The organism is Streptomyces sp. HNM0645 (genome assembly GCF_030056615.1).
Classification (GTDB): Bacteria; Actinomycetota; Actinomycetes; order Streptomycetales; family Streptomycetaceae; genus Streptomyces; species Streptomyces marianii.
The window spans coordinates 39,396-56,381 of the sequence record NZ_JASHLT010000026.1; the positions used below are offsets into that span (position 1 = coordinate 39,396).

A 16,986-nucleotide genomic window follows, 5' to 3' on the forward strand; every position below is an offset into this window, starting at 1 on the left:
CGGCTGCTCCTAGTACGGCACATAGATTTCCTCGATCCAGTGGATCTTCACGGTGATGTCCTTCTGGCCGTCGGGCCAGATCTGCTTGGCGACGTTCGAGCCCGCCTTCATGACCGGGTTGGAGCTTCCGTTCTTGTACCCGTCATTCGAGAGGCTGCGCGTGGCCGAGGCTACCGACATGGTGTTGGAGATCGTCACGTCCACCTGTCCGACCAGGGCTCCGTTGTCCCACTCCGAGTCGGTCCTGGGCGGTTCGCACGCGACGCCGAGCAGTTGGTAGTCGAGGTTGTAGGAGCCGAGCGCCATGCTCGCGGGGCTGGCGCCGTAGATTCCCTCGGTGAGGAACCCGGTGAGGTCGGTGAGGCCCTCCCAGATCTTCTCACCGTCGCTCCGCTTACCGTGGGACTTGTCGAATCGCCCCTCCGCCGTGTAGACGCCGTCCTTGATCAGACCCTGCATCTTGCGGATGAAGGACCGGAAGTGGTCCTCCGTTCGCAGTTGGCGGACGAACTCGCCGTCCGGGGGAAGCGTGACCTCGGACGGCCCTCCCTTCGCCCAGAGCATGACCAGCTCCTGGGCGGAGAGGTCCATGGCCTCGCCTTTCTTGCCCCCCTTTCGCTCAGGCTCGGGGTTCGGCCCCTTCTTGAAGCTCGGCTTCTTGAAGACAGCGACGTCGACCGAGGTCGTCCGGCCGGCGCGGGTGGTCACCGTCGCGCTGATGTACGTGCTGGACGTGCCAGGGACCTTGGTCGTGTAGGTCTTCGTGGAGTGATAGACCCACGTGCCGTTCGGGCCCATGGTCATGTAGTCGCGGTACGTGCCGCCCTTGCCGTCGCTGCACCCGCGCTCGCAGTCCGTAATGGGCCGCAGGCCGGTGGGGTCGGCCTTGGTGACGGGGGTGTTGTTGGCGTAGGCGTAGCCGTTCATGGACTCGTGGTCCTCGGGCACCAGGACCGGGTCAACCGAGAGGAACCGCCCTGTGGCCGGGTCGTACTCACGGGCGCCCACGTGGATCAGACCGGTTGCGGAGTCGACGGGCTTGCCGAGGAACCCCTTGTCGTCGGGCCACACCGAGGGTGTCGCGCCGCGGGTCTCGCCGAACGGCTTGGTGTAGCGGCGGGTGATGGCCTGAGTGGTGGCGTCCACCGACATCGAGGCGGTGCCGTGGTGGTCGTCGACCATCCAGGACAGGCTGGTCTCCGTGCGCACGGCCGTGACGTCACCGGCCGCGTAGTAACGCTGGGCGGTGAACTTGTTGGTAGCCGTGTCGTAGTGGAGTTCCTGACCGGCCAGGTAGAGAACGGTCTTGCCGGGGCCGCGGCGGATCAGGAGATCGCCGTTTGCGTCGTAGAGGTAGTCGGTGGTCTTCGTGCCCTCCGTGAGGCGGACCAGCTCTCCCTCGATGTCCCAGGTGAGGCTCTGTGCGACACCAGTGGTGCCGTACCGCTTGGTGGTGTTGCCCTGCTCGTCGTACGTCAACGACTTGGCGGCGCCGCCATTCACGGCGAGCGAGGTCAGGGTGTGCGGCTGGCCGCCGCCGCTGGCGTTGACGGCCGGGTAGCCGTACGCCGTCGTGGTGCTACCGGTGGCCTTGTGCTCGACCTGGGTGTCGCGCAGGCCGCCGGGCTTATAGGTCCAGCTCGTCCAGTACGGGGCCGGCCCGCCGAGTGCGGTCGCCGAGCGGGCGGTGGCGCAGTCGTTGGACGACGGGGTCCAGGCCTCGGTCAGACGGCGGTAGCCGTCGTAGGCGAAGCACTGGGTGTCCTTGCCGTTCGCCTTGTCGGTGATCGACGTGACATTGCCGGTGGCGTCGTAGACGTAGTCGACGTCGCTGGTGTAGCCGGTGTTGGTCTGGTCGACCGTGTGTGTGTTGGACAGGCGGCGGGTGCCGTCCTGATATCGGTTGAGGATCTGGAGCTGCTTGGCACCGGTGGAGGTGCCGACGCGGGTCTCCTCGATTTCGCCGTACGGGGAGTAGCCGATGTTCTGGACGTAGTCGGTCATGCCGTCGGTGCCGGTGAGCATGCCGAGGCTGTTGTAGCTGTTGGTCACGGTCTCGGCTGGCAGACCGGCCACCGCGGGCATCGAGGTGGACTGGACGGTGCCGTCGATGTTGTAGGTGGTGGAGGTGGTGAAGGTCTGCGGCGCACCGGCGGCTACCAGGGGGTCGCCGGAGGCGATGACGGTCTTGGCGCCCTTGGGGCGGCCGAGCGCGTCGTAGCCGGTGACGACCTGGGAGTAGATCTTGCCGGTGGTGCCGCCGACGTACCGGATCGCCGCGGTCACCTGCCCCTTGGCGAGGGAGTCGTAGGTGAATTTGGTCAGCTGGTGGGCGTTGTCCTTCGCCCCGTCCCAGGTGCCGATCTTGCGGCCCAGCTCGTCGTAGTCGGTGATCAGTGTGCGGGTGACCTGCTCCAGCGTCGTTGTGGTGGTCACCGGCTGGTCGGCGTCGTTGTAGGCGGTGGTGACGGTGCCCTTGTCCGGGTCGGTGGACGTGGTCTTGCGGCCGCGCAGGTCGTAGCCGTACGACCACACGGCGTTGTCCGGGCCCGTCATCTTCGTCAGCCGGCCGGAAGGGTCGTGCTCAAAGAGCGTACGGGTGTAGTCCGTGCCGGTCGGGAGCGGGCCGGCGTACTCCCGCCGCTCGATGATTCTGCCGCGGGCGTCGGTGATGCTCAGGGTGCCGGTGCCGCCGGCGGCGGCGGTGACGGCGGTGCGGTCGCCCTGGTACTGGGTCTTGGTACGCCACTTCTCCTGGTCGTAGACGCGGAAGATCGACTCGGTGGCGCGGCCTGCGGCGTCGAAGACCGTCTCGGTGGAGGCGGGGACGGAACCGGGGAACGTGTTGGCCAGCGTGCCCGAGGGCGCCACGTTGTCGTGGACCTGCTCGTTGCTGACGTACGCCAGGCCGCGGTCGTCGTACAGCGTCTCGGAGATCACCCGGCCGCCGTTGGGCGCGGGGACCTGCTTCTGACGGAACCTCAGGAGGCTGTCGAAGATCTCGTACGAGCTGTTGTACGTCTGTCCGTCGGCCTTGAGGGCGTCGGTGCGGACCCAGGTCTCCTTGTCATTGTTGATGCTGTACGCATAGACGATCGTCGCGGCGTCGCCCAGCGCGCGGGAACGATCCGGCTTCCAGACCGAGCGAAGCCGGCCAAGCGCGTCCAGCGACCACTCGGTGACGTTGCCGTTGGCGTCGGTGGTCTTGGTGGCCGTACCCCAGGCCGGGTCCACCTGGGTGGTGGAGCTGTAGGTCTTCGGGTCGATGCTGGTCTTGGACGTCAGCGGGCCGTAGCCGGTGTCGTCGGGTACGTAGGTGGTCTTGACCGTGCGGTTCAGGGCGTTGGTCTCAGTGAGCGGGCGGCCCAGCTTGTCGTACGTGGACCCGGAGACCTTCTGGAAGACGGGGGTCTTGTCCACAGCGCTGTGGCTCGCGACCCGGTACGTGGCGGTGATGTCGCCCTTGGTGGGCGCCACCCCGGTCGCCTGGTTGTCGTAAGCCGTGGTGGCGTCGGAGACCACGTCGTCAGGCACCACCGGCGTCGCGGAACAGGAGGCGGAGTACACCTGGACGCGGCTGACCTTGTTCACCAGCCAGTCCGTCGTGTTGCGGGCGTAGCTCGTCCGTGTGCAGATCTCGTCGCCGGTCTTGGCGGCGTCTCCGCTGTCCTCGACGGTCACCGGCATGCCGTATGCGGTGTCGTACGTGGTCTTCTGCTTGACCGCGCGGGTGCCGGTGGAGGTCTTGGTGCGGGTGGTGGTCTCACCGGCCTGGACAATCCAGGCGTCGGTGCTGCCCCAGTTGTAGGTGTGGCTGCCGGTCTTGTGGGACCAGGGGGTGTTGACGGTGCCGCTGACTTCTTCGGTGCCGTTGTAGACGATGGTTTCGCGGACGAAGCCGGCGTACTGGCGGGCGTCAGTGATTTCGGTGCCGGTGGAGTCGGTGACCTTCTCCACCCGGGGGGTGCCGTCGAGTTCCTTCTCGCCGTTGAGGCCGCGCATGTAGAGGGTGGACTTCTTGGAGCGCGGGCCTTCGGAGTCGCCGGAGGTCTCCATGACCTTGCCGTAGCCGCGCCACTGTGACCAGGTGCGGTTGGACGGCTTGGTCAGGCCTTCGTCGTCGGCGTAGGCCCAGCCGGCGCCGCCCTGGTAGTCGTAGTATGTCTCGCCGGTGTCGCCGTGGCCGTAGGGGTCGTCCTGGAAGACGGAGGTGACCACGTACTTGTGGAACCAGTCGGTGACCGGACTCGCTCCGGACTGGGACCATTTGACCGGGAAGCAGCGGCGGGTGTTCTTGTCGATGTCCGCCGGCATGCTGGTGCCCCAGATGCAGTCGGGGTCGGAGTAGTTGGCCGTGAGGGTCGAGCCGGTCTCGGACTTGATGGTGCGCACACGCCACTTGATGTAGCGCAGGGTGTCCGGGCCACTGCCTTCGACGTGGTTGGGCAGCTGGACACCGCCAAAGACGACCGGCGGCAGGGCGGCCGCGGTGGTGTTGGCCTTGCCGGTGTTCTGGATGGACTTCAGCCACAGGCTCGGCGAGGAGGCGTCACCGGTGTCGGGGAAGTTCTGCTCCAGGTGCCAGGTGTCCACGTCTCGGTGGGTGGTGCCGGTACCGGTCCACACCGAGGTGGTGACGTCGGTGAGACGCTTGCGGGTGAAGAAGGCTGGGCCGATCTGGGTGGTGCACTTGGTGCCGGACGCGCAGATCATGTCGAAAGGCACGTCGGGCCAGTTGGCCTTGGTGTCCTTGGTCAGGCTGGAGCAGCCTCCCGAGGTGACACAGCGCTCGGCGTAGGTGAAGCGGACCTGCTGGGCGGCGGGCTTGGCATAGATCAGGTCGCTGCGCAGGCCGTAGTCGATGCGGGTGAGGTAGCCGCCGCGGGTGTAGCCGGTGCCGTTGACCGTGGTGTCGGCGTTCCTGGAGTAGTAGTTCGTCTCCCGGCTGTACCAGTAGGTGGAGGCGTTGCCGTGGGTGTCCACGACGTAGTCCAGGTTCCAGCGCCAGCCTTGGGTACAGAAGGAGTCGGCGAAGCCGGTGGACTTGTAGCAGGGCTCGCCGGAGTCGTCGCCGAAGACCGGGACGCTCCACACGGAGTTGGTGACCGGGTCGTCGGCGGCGGTGCCGTTGTCGCTCCAGCCGGGCATCCGGTGCTTGCCGAAGAAGTACTGGGTGCCGGAGGAGTCGGTGACCTTCCAGTACTCGGTGTTGTTGTCGCCGTTGCCGGTGGCTCCGGTCAGGTGCTCGACGCGGCTGCCGTCCTCGTTCTTCACCTTCCACGAGCCGCCCGACACCTCGGACAGGGCTGCGGTGTCGCAGGCCGCTGTGTCAGCACAGGTGTTGACCAGCTCAACGGCCTTTCCGTTGAGGACCAGGGTGGCGTTGGCGTACTTCCAGCACAGGTCGCTCTTGCCGGACTGGCCGTCTTCCTTGCAGGAGCCGTACTTGCGCTCGATGTAGGACTCAGTGATCGAGAAGCCCTCGCCGACCACCGAGGTCTGGTTGTTCTCCCCGGCCGTGCGTCCGTCCACCGAGGCGGAGTTGTAGGAGATGGACAGGTTCGGGTTTGGTCCGGCCGTCGCCGGGGGAACCCGTAGCGGGTAGTTCCAGGTGAAGTCACCCGTGCTGCCGCCGGCCTCCCAGGTGGCGGTCGGGGACAGCGGGGTGGCGCTGTAGTCGCCTCCGCCGCCCGAACTGTCAGCCGCCGCCGCCAACAGCATCGGGGCGCCGGCCGCGCGGGTGCGGGCGGAGAAAGTGCCCGTCAGGGTCTGGGACTTTGCATCGTTGTCCGCGCCCGCCACTGGGCTCTGGGTGCGGCAGGACTCCTTCTTCGGGGTGGTCAGCGCACACGCCGGGAGCGTCACCAGGCTCAGACGGGGGCCGAAGTTGCCGCCGTACACGTCGTTGAAGGAAGAGTAGTCCAGGGAGACCCGGAGCTTGTCGGTGTCACCGGCCGAGTCCTTTGACGTGACTCCCGCCGGGTCGACAGTGAGCAGGACGCCGTTGACACCTGCCTTCTTCGCGGCCGACTGGGAGTGGACACGAAGCGCCACTTCCTCGACCGGACCGGTGGCCTTCGCCGACGCCTTGCTCTTCGCCCGCTTGGGTGCCGGGGCGGCCGGCTCCTGGGCCAGCTCTACGCCGAGCCCTCCGACGGTGAGAGTTGTCTCACCGGTCGCCGCGACCTCGGCGGTGGCCTTCCCAGCCTTTGGCCACGCGGCCTTCTTGAGCCGCTCACGGGTCTCGTGGGAGGCGGGGGCAGCCCTGTCCTTCGGGGCCTTGGACGTGCGGGGCTTGAGCACACCGACCTTGTCGATCTTCGCGTCGGGCCGGTCCTCCAGCGACTTGCGGGCTGCCGGGGACTGGGCCTGGGCGGCGAAGTCGTAGCCCGAGGGAATCACGACTTGCGGAAGGACGGAGAGGGAGAGGACGAGCGCGCCACGGCCGAGCCAGCGGCGTATGACCGCCTCTGGCAAGCGTGTGCGGAAGGGTGATGAAGACACGGTGACTTCCCGGTTCTCGGATAGGGGCAGGAGGCTTTCGGGCAGCATCAAAGCCCGAGAACGCCAGATCTCGACGGCGCGTCCGCGAAGACGCTCAGAGTGTTTCGAGCAGAACGGGGCAGGCGGGACAGGGCGGGCCGTGAGGCCCGCCCTGTCCCGCCCCGCTCCTAATTACTGCTCGGTGTTACGCCGGTTGGCGATCGTGTCGGTGGAGGTGGCTCCGGCCCAAACGCGGACGCTGTCGATCGTCCCGGGGAAGTAGCGCGAGGCAGCGCCGTTGATCTTCGCCCGGCCGATCTCGAACGCTCCGCTGCCCTGCCACGGTGCCGAGTACGGCACCCCGTCCTCGTCGCCCATCAGGGCGCTGTCGACGTAGAGCTTGAGCGCGCCGAGCTTGGAGGTGTCGTCGGGGTCAGCTGCCGCCTGGGCGTCGTAAACGACCGTCAGCATGACCGGGACACCCAACTGGCCCGTGGTGAACGCGGTGGATTCGCTCTCGGTCCAGACCGCTCCGGTACCGTCCTTGTCAGGACGGCCGAACGTCCACCGTCCCTGGGTGCTGCCGGTCGGCTGCTCGTACCAGACACCCCAAGAGGACTGGCTCGTCCCCGACTGGCCGAACACCTGCACCGCGTACGACTTGCTGGTGTCGGCCAGCTCGGCAGGGTCCAGCGTCACCCAGGCGGTCGCGGTGAACGAACCGGAGTCGTCGACGACCGGACCGGCGGCGGTGGCATACGCACTGGTGCCGTTCAGGGTCATCGACTGCGTGGTCGTGACCTCTTCGCCGATCTCCGGATCCCCAGTGGTGGCCTGGGTGAGTGCGGCCCCGTTAAGGGTGAGGTTCCGGGCGAAGCCGCTGGTGTCCTTCACCGTGGTGCCGGTCGCGTTGGCCATGTCCGTGGCGTCCCACTTGGCGACGAGCGCCGGGACGGGGTCGCCGGCGGTGCCATCGCTGATGTCCTCGTCCTCCAGCCAGGCGTCGTGGGCGACTTCGGTGTCCGCGAGCGCGCGGGACCAGACCTTCACCTCGTCGATGGTTCCGGCGAAGTTCTCCTTGCCGGTCGCCGACGCCCACAGTCGCCCGACCTGCACGCCTCCGGACGCCTTCCACGGGGTGGCCGTGAAGGGAACCGGGTCGCCCTGGGGGACGCCGTTGACGTAGAGCTGGAGGGTCTGCGCTGCCGCGTCGTAGACGCCCGCCAGGTGGGTCCAAACGTTCAGGACCGGCGGCTTGGTGCCGATCGAGCGGGTGATCGCGGGGCCTGAGACATCCGTTTGGTGGCGGTTGAAGACCCAGGCGTTGTAGGCGGTTGAGTAGTACAGCTGAAAACCGGAGGCGTTGGTCCCCGCCTGCGACAGGACGGTGTAGTTGACGTCCTTCTTCACCAGACGTGCCCAGGACGAGACGGTGAAGGACCTGGTGGTGTCCAGGACCGCGCCGGAGGTGGACAGGTAGGCGGTCGTACCGTTGAACTTCGCTGCGCCGGAGCCGCTGCGGGCCAGGGTGTCCCAGGTCGCCCCGGAGGAGGTCAGCGGGTGCTGGGTGGCGGTGGTGGCGTCCGTGAGGTTGTTGTCCAGGTGCCAGATCCCCGAGGGATGCTCGGCGCCCTTCACCAGGAAGCTGTAATAGCCGGTGAGCGAGCTGTGTCCGGCCGCGTCGTAGCCCCAAACCTGGATCGTGTTCTCACCCGCCTGGTCCGGGGTGATCGTCCGGGTCGTGGCCGCGCCCTGGGCGACGGGGATCGGAGGGGAGACCGCGCCGCTGTTCAGCCTCCACTTGTAGCTGACGACGTCCGACTGGATGCCGGCCGTGGTGGGGTTGGTGTCCGCAGGGGTGAAGGTGAACTGGCCCGGCGTGCCCACCCCGCCCGCGGCCGGATCGGTCTCAGCCGGCTGGTAGACGCCGTCCGCGCTGGTCACCAACGGTGGCGGCGGCGAATCGGTGTCGACCCGGAAGTAGCACCAGGACGACCAGGCCGAGTCCAGGACACCGGTGGCACCCCGGTCCGTCTTGTAGTACGCCTGCGTCTTGACCCGCATCCGGTAGTCCGTCTGTGCCGCCAGCGTGCTGGCGGACGCGTCGCGGACGGCGTTGTCGGCGACCCACGCGCTGCCTGGCGAAGCCGCGTACCAGACACGGCTGGAGCCGTCGGCCTTCCACACCTCGAACATGGCGCGCAGCTGGGCCTGGCTGCCGTCGACCGACTGAACCGTACCCAGCATCTTCGGCGTGGTGTCGCTGGTGGCGAAGGGCAGGGTGGAGGCGTTGCAGGCCCGGCCGGTGGTGCCCTGCTGGACGCCGTACGAAGTCGGCTTGTCCGGGTAGGAGACGTACGTCACCGACAGCTTCGCGTCATTGCGGAACCGCGCCCAGGAGGCAGCGTTGGACTCGTCGTGCGCGGTCAGGGAGAAGGTGATCTGCGCGGCCTTGTTCGCGGCGTGGGAAGCGAGGGTCGGCGTGAGGTTCTCGTTGGTCTCCTCACCGACGTTGTCGCTGAAGCGCACCCAGTTGGCCGGCTGCGACGGGCTGCACAGACCGCCGCGGCCGTAGGACACATGCCGGTCTCCCATCAGGTCGTCCGCGGTGGGCCGGGTCGACCAGGTGGTGCTGGATGAAATGCCCTTGGTGACGTGACTGAGGTCGTACCACTGCGGATCGCAGGTGAACGACCACACCATGTACACCTCGAACGTGGCGTCGAGGATCTTCTTACCGTGGATCGAGGACAGTGGGTACTCGAAGTACATGCGCTGGGTGTAGGGGCTGCTGGAGCAGAGGTAACCGGCGTAGTTGGAGCAGCGCCCCACGCCCTTGTCCCCGCTGAACTCCCAGAACTTGTCGCCGTCGGAGGAGAGGGCGGTCCAGTCGCCCAGCGTGACGCCCTTGGTGGGTGGGTCGATGTACAACGGGAAGACGGTGTCCTCGCCGTGCAGCAGGTCCGGGTCGGGCGTGATCTCCAGCGCGGTGCCGGTGACCTTGAGCGGGAGCTCGGCTTCCGCGTCACCGCTGCCGGGACCCTCCGCGGGGGCTGGTTCGCCCTGGGCGGCGGGCAGCGGGGTCGTGGTCGTCGCCGACGGGACGGGCGTTACTCCGCTCGCAGCCGTGGTACTCGCCGTCACCGGGGCGGTGCGGGCGTGCTGGGTGGCGGCGCCCGCCGGCTCCGGGGTGTCACCGGCGGAGTCCCACATGCGGCCCGCCGGGCTCTCGAAGACGGGGGTGCCGTCGCCTTCACGGGCGACGAAGCCGCCGTCGGCCGTCGCGGCGATGTCAAGGTCGCCGGAGACCGTCATTCTGATCGTCTCAAGCGCCGGGTTCTTCGCCGCCTGAGCGGTCTTGACCACGAGCACCGAGGTGTATCCGGAGCTCAGCGCGGTCAGCCGCAGGTCGACATCGGGCAGGACTTCGGGGTACGTGGCGGTGGCGCCGTCGAACCGGGGCTCGGGGAGCGTGGTCGGCCAGCCGAGCCGCAGCTCGTGCCCTCCATCCTCCAGCGTGACGAGCCCGTCGCCGCTGCCTCCACCCGAGAAGGTGACGTCGGCGGTTGTGTTCTTCGCCCGTATGGAACCGTCGGCCTCACGCGCGAGGGCGGTGTCGATGGGCGCCCAGGTGCCGCCGTCCTTGAGGGCACGGGCCGGGGCGGCATTCATCTCCTGGGTGAAGGTGCCGTCCGGGTTGGCGAAGACTTGGGACGACTCGGTGGTTACGGCGTCCACGGCCACACGCTGACCGGTCTTCGCCGCGAGAGCGCTGGCCTCCGACTCGGGAGTGCTGTCGGCCGCTGGCGCGGTCGGCCCGTCGGCGGTAAGCGCCTGCGTCGCCGCCACGGCGCCGGCCGCCGGAATCAGACCCCCCAGGAGCGCGACGACTGTCACCCCGCTCCGCACCACCTGACGCCAGCCGTGCCGCCGTTGTCGCGTGAACACGCCCACCCCGTTCTTAAGTTTCCCCCTACAAACAACTGTGAAGATCATGTGTAAGGAGAGTGCGCCGGTCAATGGTGTCGCGTGTCACATCAAGCCGCTCCCTCACAGATCGCCGAACATGCGCTTCGAGCCGACGGCGCACCCAGGCCAGGACCTCCCGCCCTTGGAGCCGCGTGATCGCCTCGATCCGCGCTCCACAAGGCGATGCCCCACTGGTGGTCGGCAGGGGTACCGACAGGGCCGTCGTGAGCCCGGCCCCCGCCGCGCCGTCAGGTGGGCCGCAGGGCACCAGTCGCAGTTCGCTTCTTTCAACTGCCAGACACAGCTTGACGTTTGGGGGGTCTGGGACGTCTGGCGTTGCCTACGATGTCTGACGTCGTGCCTGTGGCGTTGTCGGGTTGGGGAGGGCGGATGGACTTCGCTGGCACGGTCGAGACTGCAGCGGCCTCCGGGGTGCGCACGGCCGTTGACTTCTACGCTCGCAAGGCTGACCGCCTCCAACGCTGTCAGCGTGAACTGGGAGCCGAACTCGCTTCTCTCCAAGACGAGTTGTTGAAAGCGCGGACGGCTCACGATCAGCTCTCTGCCGCCCTCGACGAGATCCTCGCCAGGCACCGAGCGCCAGCGACCAGCACCACGGCAGACGGAACACCCCGCGAAGACCGGATGATCACCGCCACCCACCACAGATCGCTGAACCGCAAGAACCGAACATGACCGCGGCCAGCCCCGGCACCCCGGGGCTGCCAGTGGTGCGCGCACCACTGAAAAGCGGGACAGCATCACGGCCACGCTCCGCGTCCGCCGCCATCCACGACCCAGAACAGCCTCGAACAGGCCCCGGAAACGACAAAGATCCCGACCGATCAAGAAGATCGGCGGGATCTCGTCAACCGAACCTGAGCGAACTCAAGAACAGCCCTGCTGTGGGCCGTTCACGAGTGCCCCTGACCAGGCATTCCAAATGCGTACGAAGATCGCTTCCCAAGCCGGCAGAGATCGTTCCCCACCTCGCTGGCGACTGACGCCTCCCCCGCTGTCAGGCTCACTGGGCCACGAGCGGCGTTCCCAGGGCGAACACGTTGTCACAGGCATCACGGACGATGTCGTCATGTGTGGCGATCACTACTGCACACCCGGCTCGGCTCATTTCCCGTAGCGAGTCCAGAACCATGGCGGTGTTGTCACGGTCCAGAGCGGCGGTCGGCTCGTCCGCGAGGACGAGCGTCGGCTGCTGGACGATGAGACGGGCGAGGGCCACACGCTGCTGCTCCCCACCGCTGAGGCGGTGGACCGTCTCCTGGTGCCGCCCAGCCAGCCCGACGCGCTGCAGTGCTTCCGCGAGGGACGCGCCGGCCTTGTCCCGGAGCGCACGACGCGGCTTCACGGCCACTTCCAGGTTCTCCTCGACAGTGGCGTTCTCGATGAGGGCGTACCCCTGGAAGAGGTACCCGAGAACATCTCTGCGGAACAGGCGAACCTCGCGCCTGCCGAAACGTGTGATGTCCTTCCCCTCGTGGCGAATGGCCCCGGCACTCGGTCTGTCGAGCAGCCCCAGGCAGTTCAGGAGAGTCGACTTGCCGGAGCCGCTCGGACCGGTGAGGGCGAGCATTTCGCCACGACCTACCGTCAGGCTGATATCGCGCCACAGCGTTCGCTCGCCGAAACTCTTCGACAGTCCCTCGACGTCAATCACAATTGCACTCCGGCTGGATGGGGGGTTGCTTCGATTCTCGAGGGGGTCACGCCTCGGATGCGCCTTCCTTCACGATCCGGCGGTGGAACGCCGACAGGGCGAGGAGGATCACGGCGAGTTCGACCACGGCAAGGCCGGCGATGAGAGCCAGCTCTGCGAGTTCGACGCGCAACGGAGGGAAGGGGGCCGGCAGGCCTGCCGCTGTGAACTCGGCGATCTCCCGGTTCTGCTGCCATACCTCGATGGGAATCCGTACCGCGAAGACGATCGCGATGGCCGCCTCCACCGCCAGAATGAAGCGATGGGATGCGGCAAATGTCCAGCCACTGATGTGACGCACGAAGATGAGCTGGGCGTTCTTCCTCGTGTAGATGATGCAGATTCCGACTCCCGCGACCAGGAGGACCGCCACCGCGAGGGCCAGGTTGAACATCTGCAGCCGGAAGTCGCCGACCGCGTCGCTCAGCTCCGTCGCGATCCGCTGCCCGACCGGGGACACGGACGACACATAGTCCCGCAGCCCTTCCGATGCGATGGCGTTCAGGACATCGTCGGGGTCGAGGAAGACGACACCTTCCTGAGTTGCGAAGGTGGTGTAGGCGTCATCGGTGAGGAAGTCCGACCCGTTCGGGACTACGACGACGATCGGATCGCGCATCAGCGACCTGTCCTCGTTCGCAGGGTGTGCCGAGCTGTAGACCAGGGCACCGGTGTTGTAACCGAAGAGTTGCTGCCCGTTCTTCGCGCCGAGCGGCTTGACGGGGATGCTCCGGCTGAGCCCCGGGTCGAGCTTCCTGGAGACCGCTTGGACGATCGCTTCCGTGTGCGAGGTGTAAGGCGCGGGAATGATCACGCGCACGGGGCGGCGCTGCGAGTTCTTGGTGTCACCTGCTTCGGGGACGTAACGGCGGCCCTCCTGGTCGAGAACCGGCTGCTCCCGGGCGTAGGTCTCGTTGACAATGAGGATCTCGCCCGCCGGCAGGTTCGCATCCGGTGCTGTCATCTGGAGATCCCCTCGGCCGGCTACGACGATCTCGCCTCGCGCATCCGCCGCCCGAAGCCACGGCCCGACCTTTCGGTCCAGTTCGTCGGGTCGGGTGGCGAACGCGCCGCTGAGACGAATCGAGACGGCATCCCCCACGCTTCGATAGACGTCGCGGTTCTCTTGTCGTTTCAGGACGTCCTGGCCGGCCACGGCGACGCTCAACGCGATGCTCAACGCGAGGAGGAGCGCCGGTACGCGAACCACGTAGAGGCTGATGGTCGCCGCTCGCGAGGGCAGTTCGCCCTTCAGGGACGACAGGATTCCGACTCGGAAGACGAGTGCGAGAACCGCGGCGTGGGAGCCGATCACGAGGAGGGTCAGCAGGGCGGCGATCCCCAGGGCGACCGAGGCGAACAGACCGAGTCTGGCCCAGCCGTTGTAGAGACCGAGGGCACTGAGGGTCACCACCACGACGCCACCGAAGGAGACGAGCCAGAAGCCCGCCGTCTGCCTCAGATCGCGCATCAGGACATCCGTGTAGGACATGCCCTGCAGGCGAAGGACGGCGTAGGTCTTCGCTCGCAGCAGCACACTCGCCCCGGTCAGGGTCACGGCGGCGAGGGCCATGACACCCAGGGACCAGGGCAGGGGATCGCCGGAGTAGTCGGTCGCCAGCGTCGCGTAGGACAGCGGGTACGCCACGTTCACACGGAGCCCGAGCTCGGCGAACTCGCCGATCAGGGCGTCGACGGCTTCCGGCGGCCCGAAGACGTGATAAGCGCCGCGCGGATCGAGGTGTTCGATTTCGGATATGGGATGGACACGGGTCTCGACGTTCCGGCTGAAGGACGGGTAACCCTCGTCCAGCCACGCCCCCGTCGCCGATCCACGGTCTCCTGTGGCGAGGTACAGATGCCGGAGCCCCTCGGGGTTCTTCAGATCCGGCACCTCGCGGGCCACACCGACTCGGCTCTCGGCCGCGACCGACTTGACGACGTCTACGACGCGCGCGGAACTCGCCGTGCCATCGGAGTCGACCACGTCGACCAGGGCGACGCTTCCCAGAACTCGGCTCTCGTCGATGCCTCGTACGAAGAGGAAGGCGAGGAGGGCGGAGAAAGCCAGTGTGACGACGTGAACAAACCTAATACCTCGCTGCAGCATTGCACATCTTATTTCAGAGTTCCAGGGAGCCATGCATGTCAGGTGAAACAAGGGGCAGCGTGACGCGACTGCGGAAGACGGCAGAACAGAACCGCATATCCGCAGCCGCGTCGGACCGGAGCCTCGGCTCACTCAGCGAGATCTACCGGGTGCACACTTTCACGATCCGAGCGTGGAATCAGCAGCTCGGGTCGTAGTACCAGCTAACCGTGCCGCCGTTCTTTCCACCGGACGCCAGCGACCAGCTACCGGCCGAAGTGCAGCCACTCCGGAAAATGTTGGCACCGATCTTCACGGAGGATGCGTGCTTGTTCTTCGAGTGGTAGTAGTTTGACCAGGCACTGTTCGCCCCCTGGTCGTAGGACCACCGACCGCCGCCGACGTCCACCGTGATGGCCATCGCCGGAGCGGCTGCTCCGAGAATCAGCGCCGCGGAGGCGAGCGTGGCCTTCAGAGCACTTCTCTTCTTCATGAACGCTTCCCCTTACGTGATGATCAATTTACCGAGAAGAGATCTTTGCCAATGGCTTAGCAACTCGTCAACCGGGATTTAAGTGACCTGAATCACCGTCACGTTTCGGCCATGCCGCAATTTCGGCCACCCTCGTCCGACTTAGCGAAATCGGCGCCGGAATTCTCGGATCCACTTGTGTCGTATTCTCGATTTTGCGCCAGCTCGAATCCCTTTTGGCGTAAAATCGTTGCCCCGCGCGGAGTCCCGGCCCCGCACGCACCTCCGTCCCTCCACCTCACTGCCCCTTCAGGCACGGAAGTTGACGCCGCCGGACCGTTCTGCGAGACCCCTCGTTCGGCGCATGGAGATCCTTGCCGGTAAGATCACGACCGCGCTGCCGGCCTGCCCGTCACTCGGATTCACGCCGAGCACCACACCTTGCGAACGACTGCGTGGATTTGGCTGGCCAGGGGGCGACCGACTTTGACGAGATTCACCGATCTCCGCTCTCAGCGCAGTGTTTCCGTTTGGCTTATTCCTTTCCTGTGGACCGTCGCGCTCGGCCTGTGGGGGCTGTCGCGGGAGGACAGTGTCTGGCGGGACGAGGCCGCAACCTGGCAGGTCGCCCTCCGGTCCACCAGCGACATCACGCGCATGCTGGAGCACGTCGACGTCGTCCATGCCCTCTACTACCTGTTCATGCACGCACTGTTCGAGTGCTTCGGCCCTTCGACCACCGTGTTACGGCTGCCCTCCGTGCTGGCGGTCGCGGCGGGAGCGGCATGTGTGGCGGAACTCGGTCGGCGGCTTTCCGGGAATCCGGTGGGCTTGGGCGGAGGCATGGCGTTCGGGCTGCTTCCCTCCGTGCAGTTCTACCTTCAGGAGGGCCGTCCGTACGCCCTGGTGGCGGCGGGCGCCGGGCTCTCAACGCTGCTACTCGTGGCGATACTGCAGGGGCGACGGAACCGGTGGGGGTACTGGACCGCCTACGGCTGCACGGTCTTCGTGTGCGGCCTGCTGAACTGGCTCTCGTTGCTGATACTGCCCGCGCACCTGACGACCCTGGCGTGGGCACGAGCGACGCGCGGGACGTGGGCTTGTTGGACCGCGGCATCCGTGGCGGCAACGGCAGGCGTCACTCCACTGATCCTCTTCAGCCGTACCCAGTCCGGGCAGGTGTCCTGGATCCCTCCGCTGACCTGGCACATGCTGATCGGACCGGCGGTCCTGCTTGCGATCGCCGGCGCCGGGACCCTGCTGGACCGGCCCCGGGCGGGACGGCTCTCGGCAGCGGCCGTCGGGCTGCCCCTGCTCGCGGTCCCGCAGCTCGGTCTCGTCGGGCTCTCGCTGTTCAAGCCGCTTTTCGTGGATCGGTATGTGCTGTTCAGCCTGCTGGGCTTGGCTCTGATGATCGGTGTCCTTCTTGGCACGCTAGTGGGGGCGGTGCAGCGGCGGTCGTGGAGCGCCGCGCGCTGGGTCCTTCCCGTCGCGGTCGCCGTCGCTTCGGTCGTCCTGCTTCCGCAGGCGCTCGCGAAGCGCTCGCCGCAGAGCCGCGTGGACGACGTCCTAGCAGCTGCGGCGCAGGTGGAGCGGTTGAAGAAGTCCGGGGACGCCGTGCTGTTCGTCCCGGCAGCTCGGCGGGACACCAGGCTGGTCTCCCCGCACGCGTTCACTGGCCTGCAGGACATCGCCCTGGAGGAAACGCCGGAACGTTCGGGAACGCTGAAGGGAGTGGAGTGGGATGCCGCGCGTATACGGACTGAGATGCTTGCTCGGCAGCGCATCGTTCTCGTCACCGACGCGGGAGACGTGTCGAAGCCGGCGAGTTCGGCGCGGGACCGGACCAAGATCTCCACGTTTCGGGAGTACTTCCGGCCAGTGGCCGATGAGCAGGTCCGCGGCCGGAGAGTGACCGTGTACGAGAGGCGTACGTCTGACCGACCGTCGTGACCTCCGGCCTCGGGGCCGGCGCGATTCGGTGGCGCGGGCGTGGCTCCTCCGGGCCCTGACCGACCGTATGTCCCCGCGCCGCCCGGCATCAGGCGACATCCGCTGGCCAGTCTCTGACCAGTCCGCGTCACAGCCACACATCACGATCACCAGCGCCGCGCAACCGGGGCCGGTTCGCATACCTGCCGCTCGCGGCAGACTTCCGGGCGTTCGGGGAGGGCCTTCAGCCCAATGGGCTGGTTCGGCCGACCAGCCGTAGATTCGTTCCGTTCGCTTGCCCGTCGCGGACCCTCCTGGACCACGTCA

At 67.1% G+C, this 16,986-nt stretch carries 7 protein-coding genes; 2 read left to right on the top strand and 5 right to left on the bottom strand.

All coding sequences use genetic code 11. The features are described from left to right. Window positions 1–9: 9 nt before the first annotated feature. Window positions 10–6,462, bottom strand: a complete 6,453-nt coding sequence (locus tag QMZ92_RS19720; protein ID WP_283298732.1) for an RHS repeat-associated core domain-containing protein — start codon at window positions 6,460–6,462, stop codon at window positions 10–12. A 213-nt stretch (window positions 6,463–6,675) separates the two neighbouring features. After that, window positions 6,676–10,227: a LamG-like jellyroll fold domain-containing protein gene (locus QMZ92_RS19725; RefSeq protein ID WP_283298733.1), complete on the bottom strand. Its 3,552-nt coding sequence runs from the start codon at window positions 10,225–10,227 to the stop codon at window positions 6,676–6,678. 615 nt (window positions 10,228–10,842) lie between these two features. On the opposite strand from QMZ92_RS19725, the gene QMZ92_RS19730 reads away from it, so the two are divergent. Next, window positions 10,843–11,148, top strand: a complete 306-nt coding sequence (locus tag QMZ92_RS19730) for a hypothetical protein (protein ID WP_283298691.1) — start codon at window positions 10,843–10,845, stop codon at window positions 11,146–11,148. A 328-nt stretch (window positions 11,149–11,476) separates the two neighbouring features. On the opposite strand, the gene QMZ92_RS19735 is transcribed toward QMZ92_RS19730, so the two are convergent. The 3 genes from QMZ92_RS19735 to QMZ92_RS19745 form a co-directional block, all read right to left on the bottom strand. Beyond that, the gene (locus tag QMZ92_RS19735) at window positions 11,477–12,127 is read right to left on the bottom strand and encodes an ABC transporter ATP-binding protein (protein WP_283298692.1); all 651 of its coding nucleotides are present in this window, start codon (window positions 12,125–12,127) and stop codon (window positions 11,477–11,479) included. A 46-nt stretch (window positions 12,128–12,173) separates the two neighbouring features. Next, window positions 12,174–14,309 carry a bacteriocin-associated integral membrane family protein gene (locus tag QMZ92_RS19740; protein ID WP_283298693.1) on the bottom strand — a complete coding sequence of 712 codons (2,136 nt, stop codon included), beginning with the start codon at window positions 14,307–14,309 and terminating at the stop codon, window positions 12,174–12,176. A 145-nt stretch (window positions 14,310–14,454) separates the two neighbouring features. Next, window positions 14,455–14,748, bottom strand: a complete 294-nt coding sequence (locus QMZ92_RS19745; protein WP_138054742.1) for a lactococcin 972 family bacteriocin — start codon at window positions 14,746–14,748, stop codon at window positions 14,455–14,457. A 465-nt stretch (window positions 14,749–15,213) separates the two neighbouring features. Between QMZ92_RS19745 and QMZ92_RS19750 the strand changes: the two genes are divergently transcribed. Further along, window positions 15,214–16,680: a glycosyltransferase family 39 protein gene (locus QMZ92_RS19750; protein ID WP_138054741.1), complete on the top strand. Its 1,467-nt coding sequence runs from the start codon at window positions 15,214–15,216 to the stop codon at window positions 16,678–16,680. Window positions 16,681–16,986 lie beyond the last annotated feature (306 nt).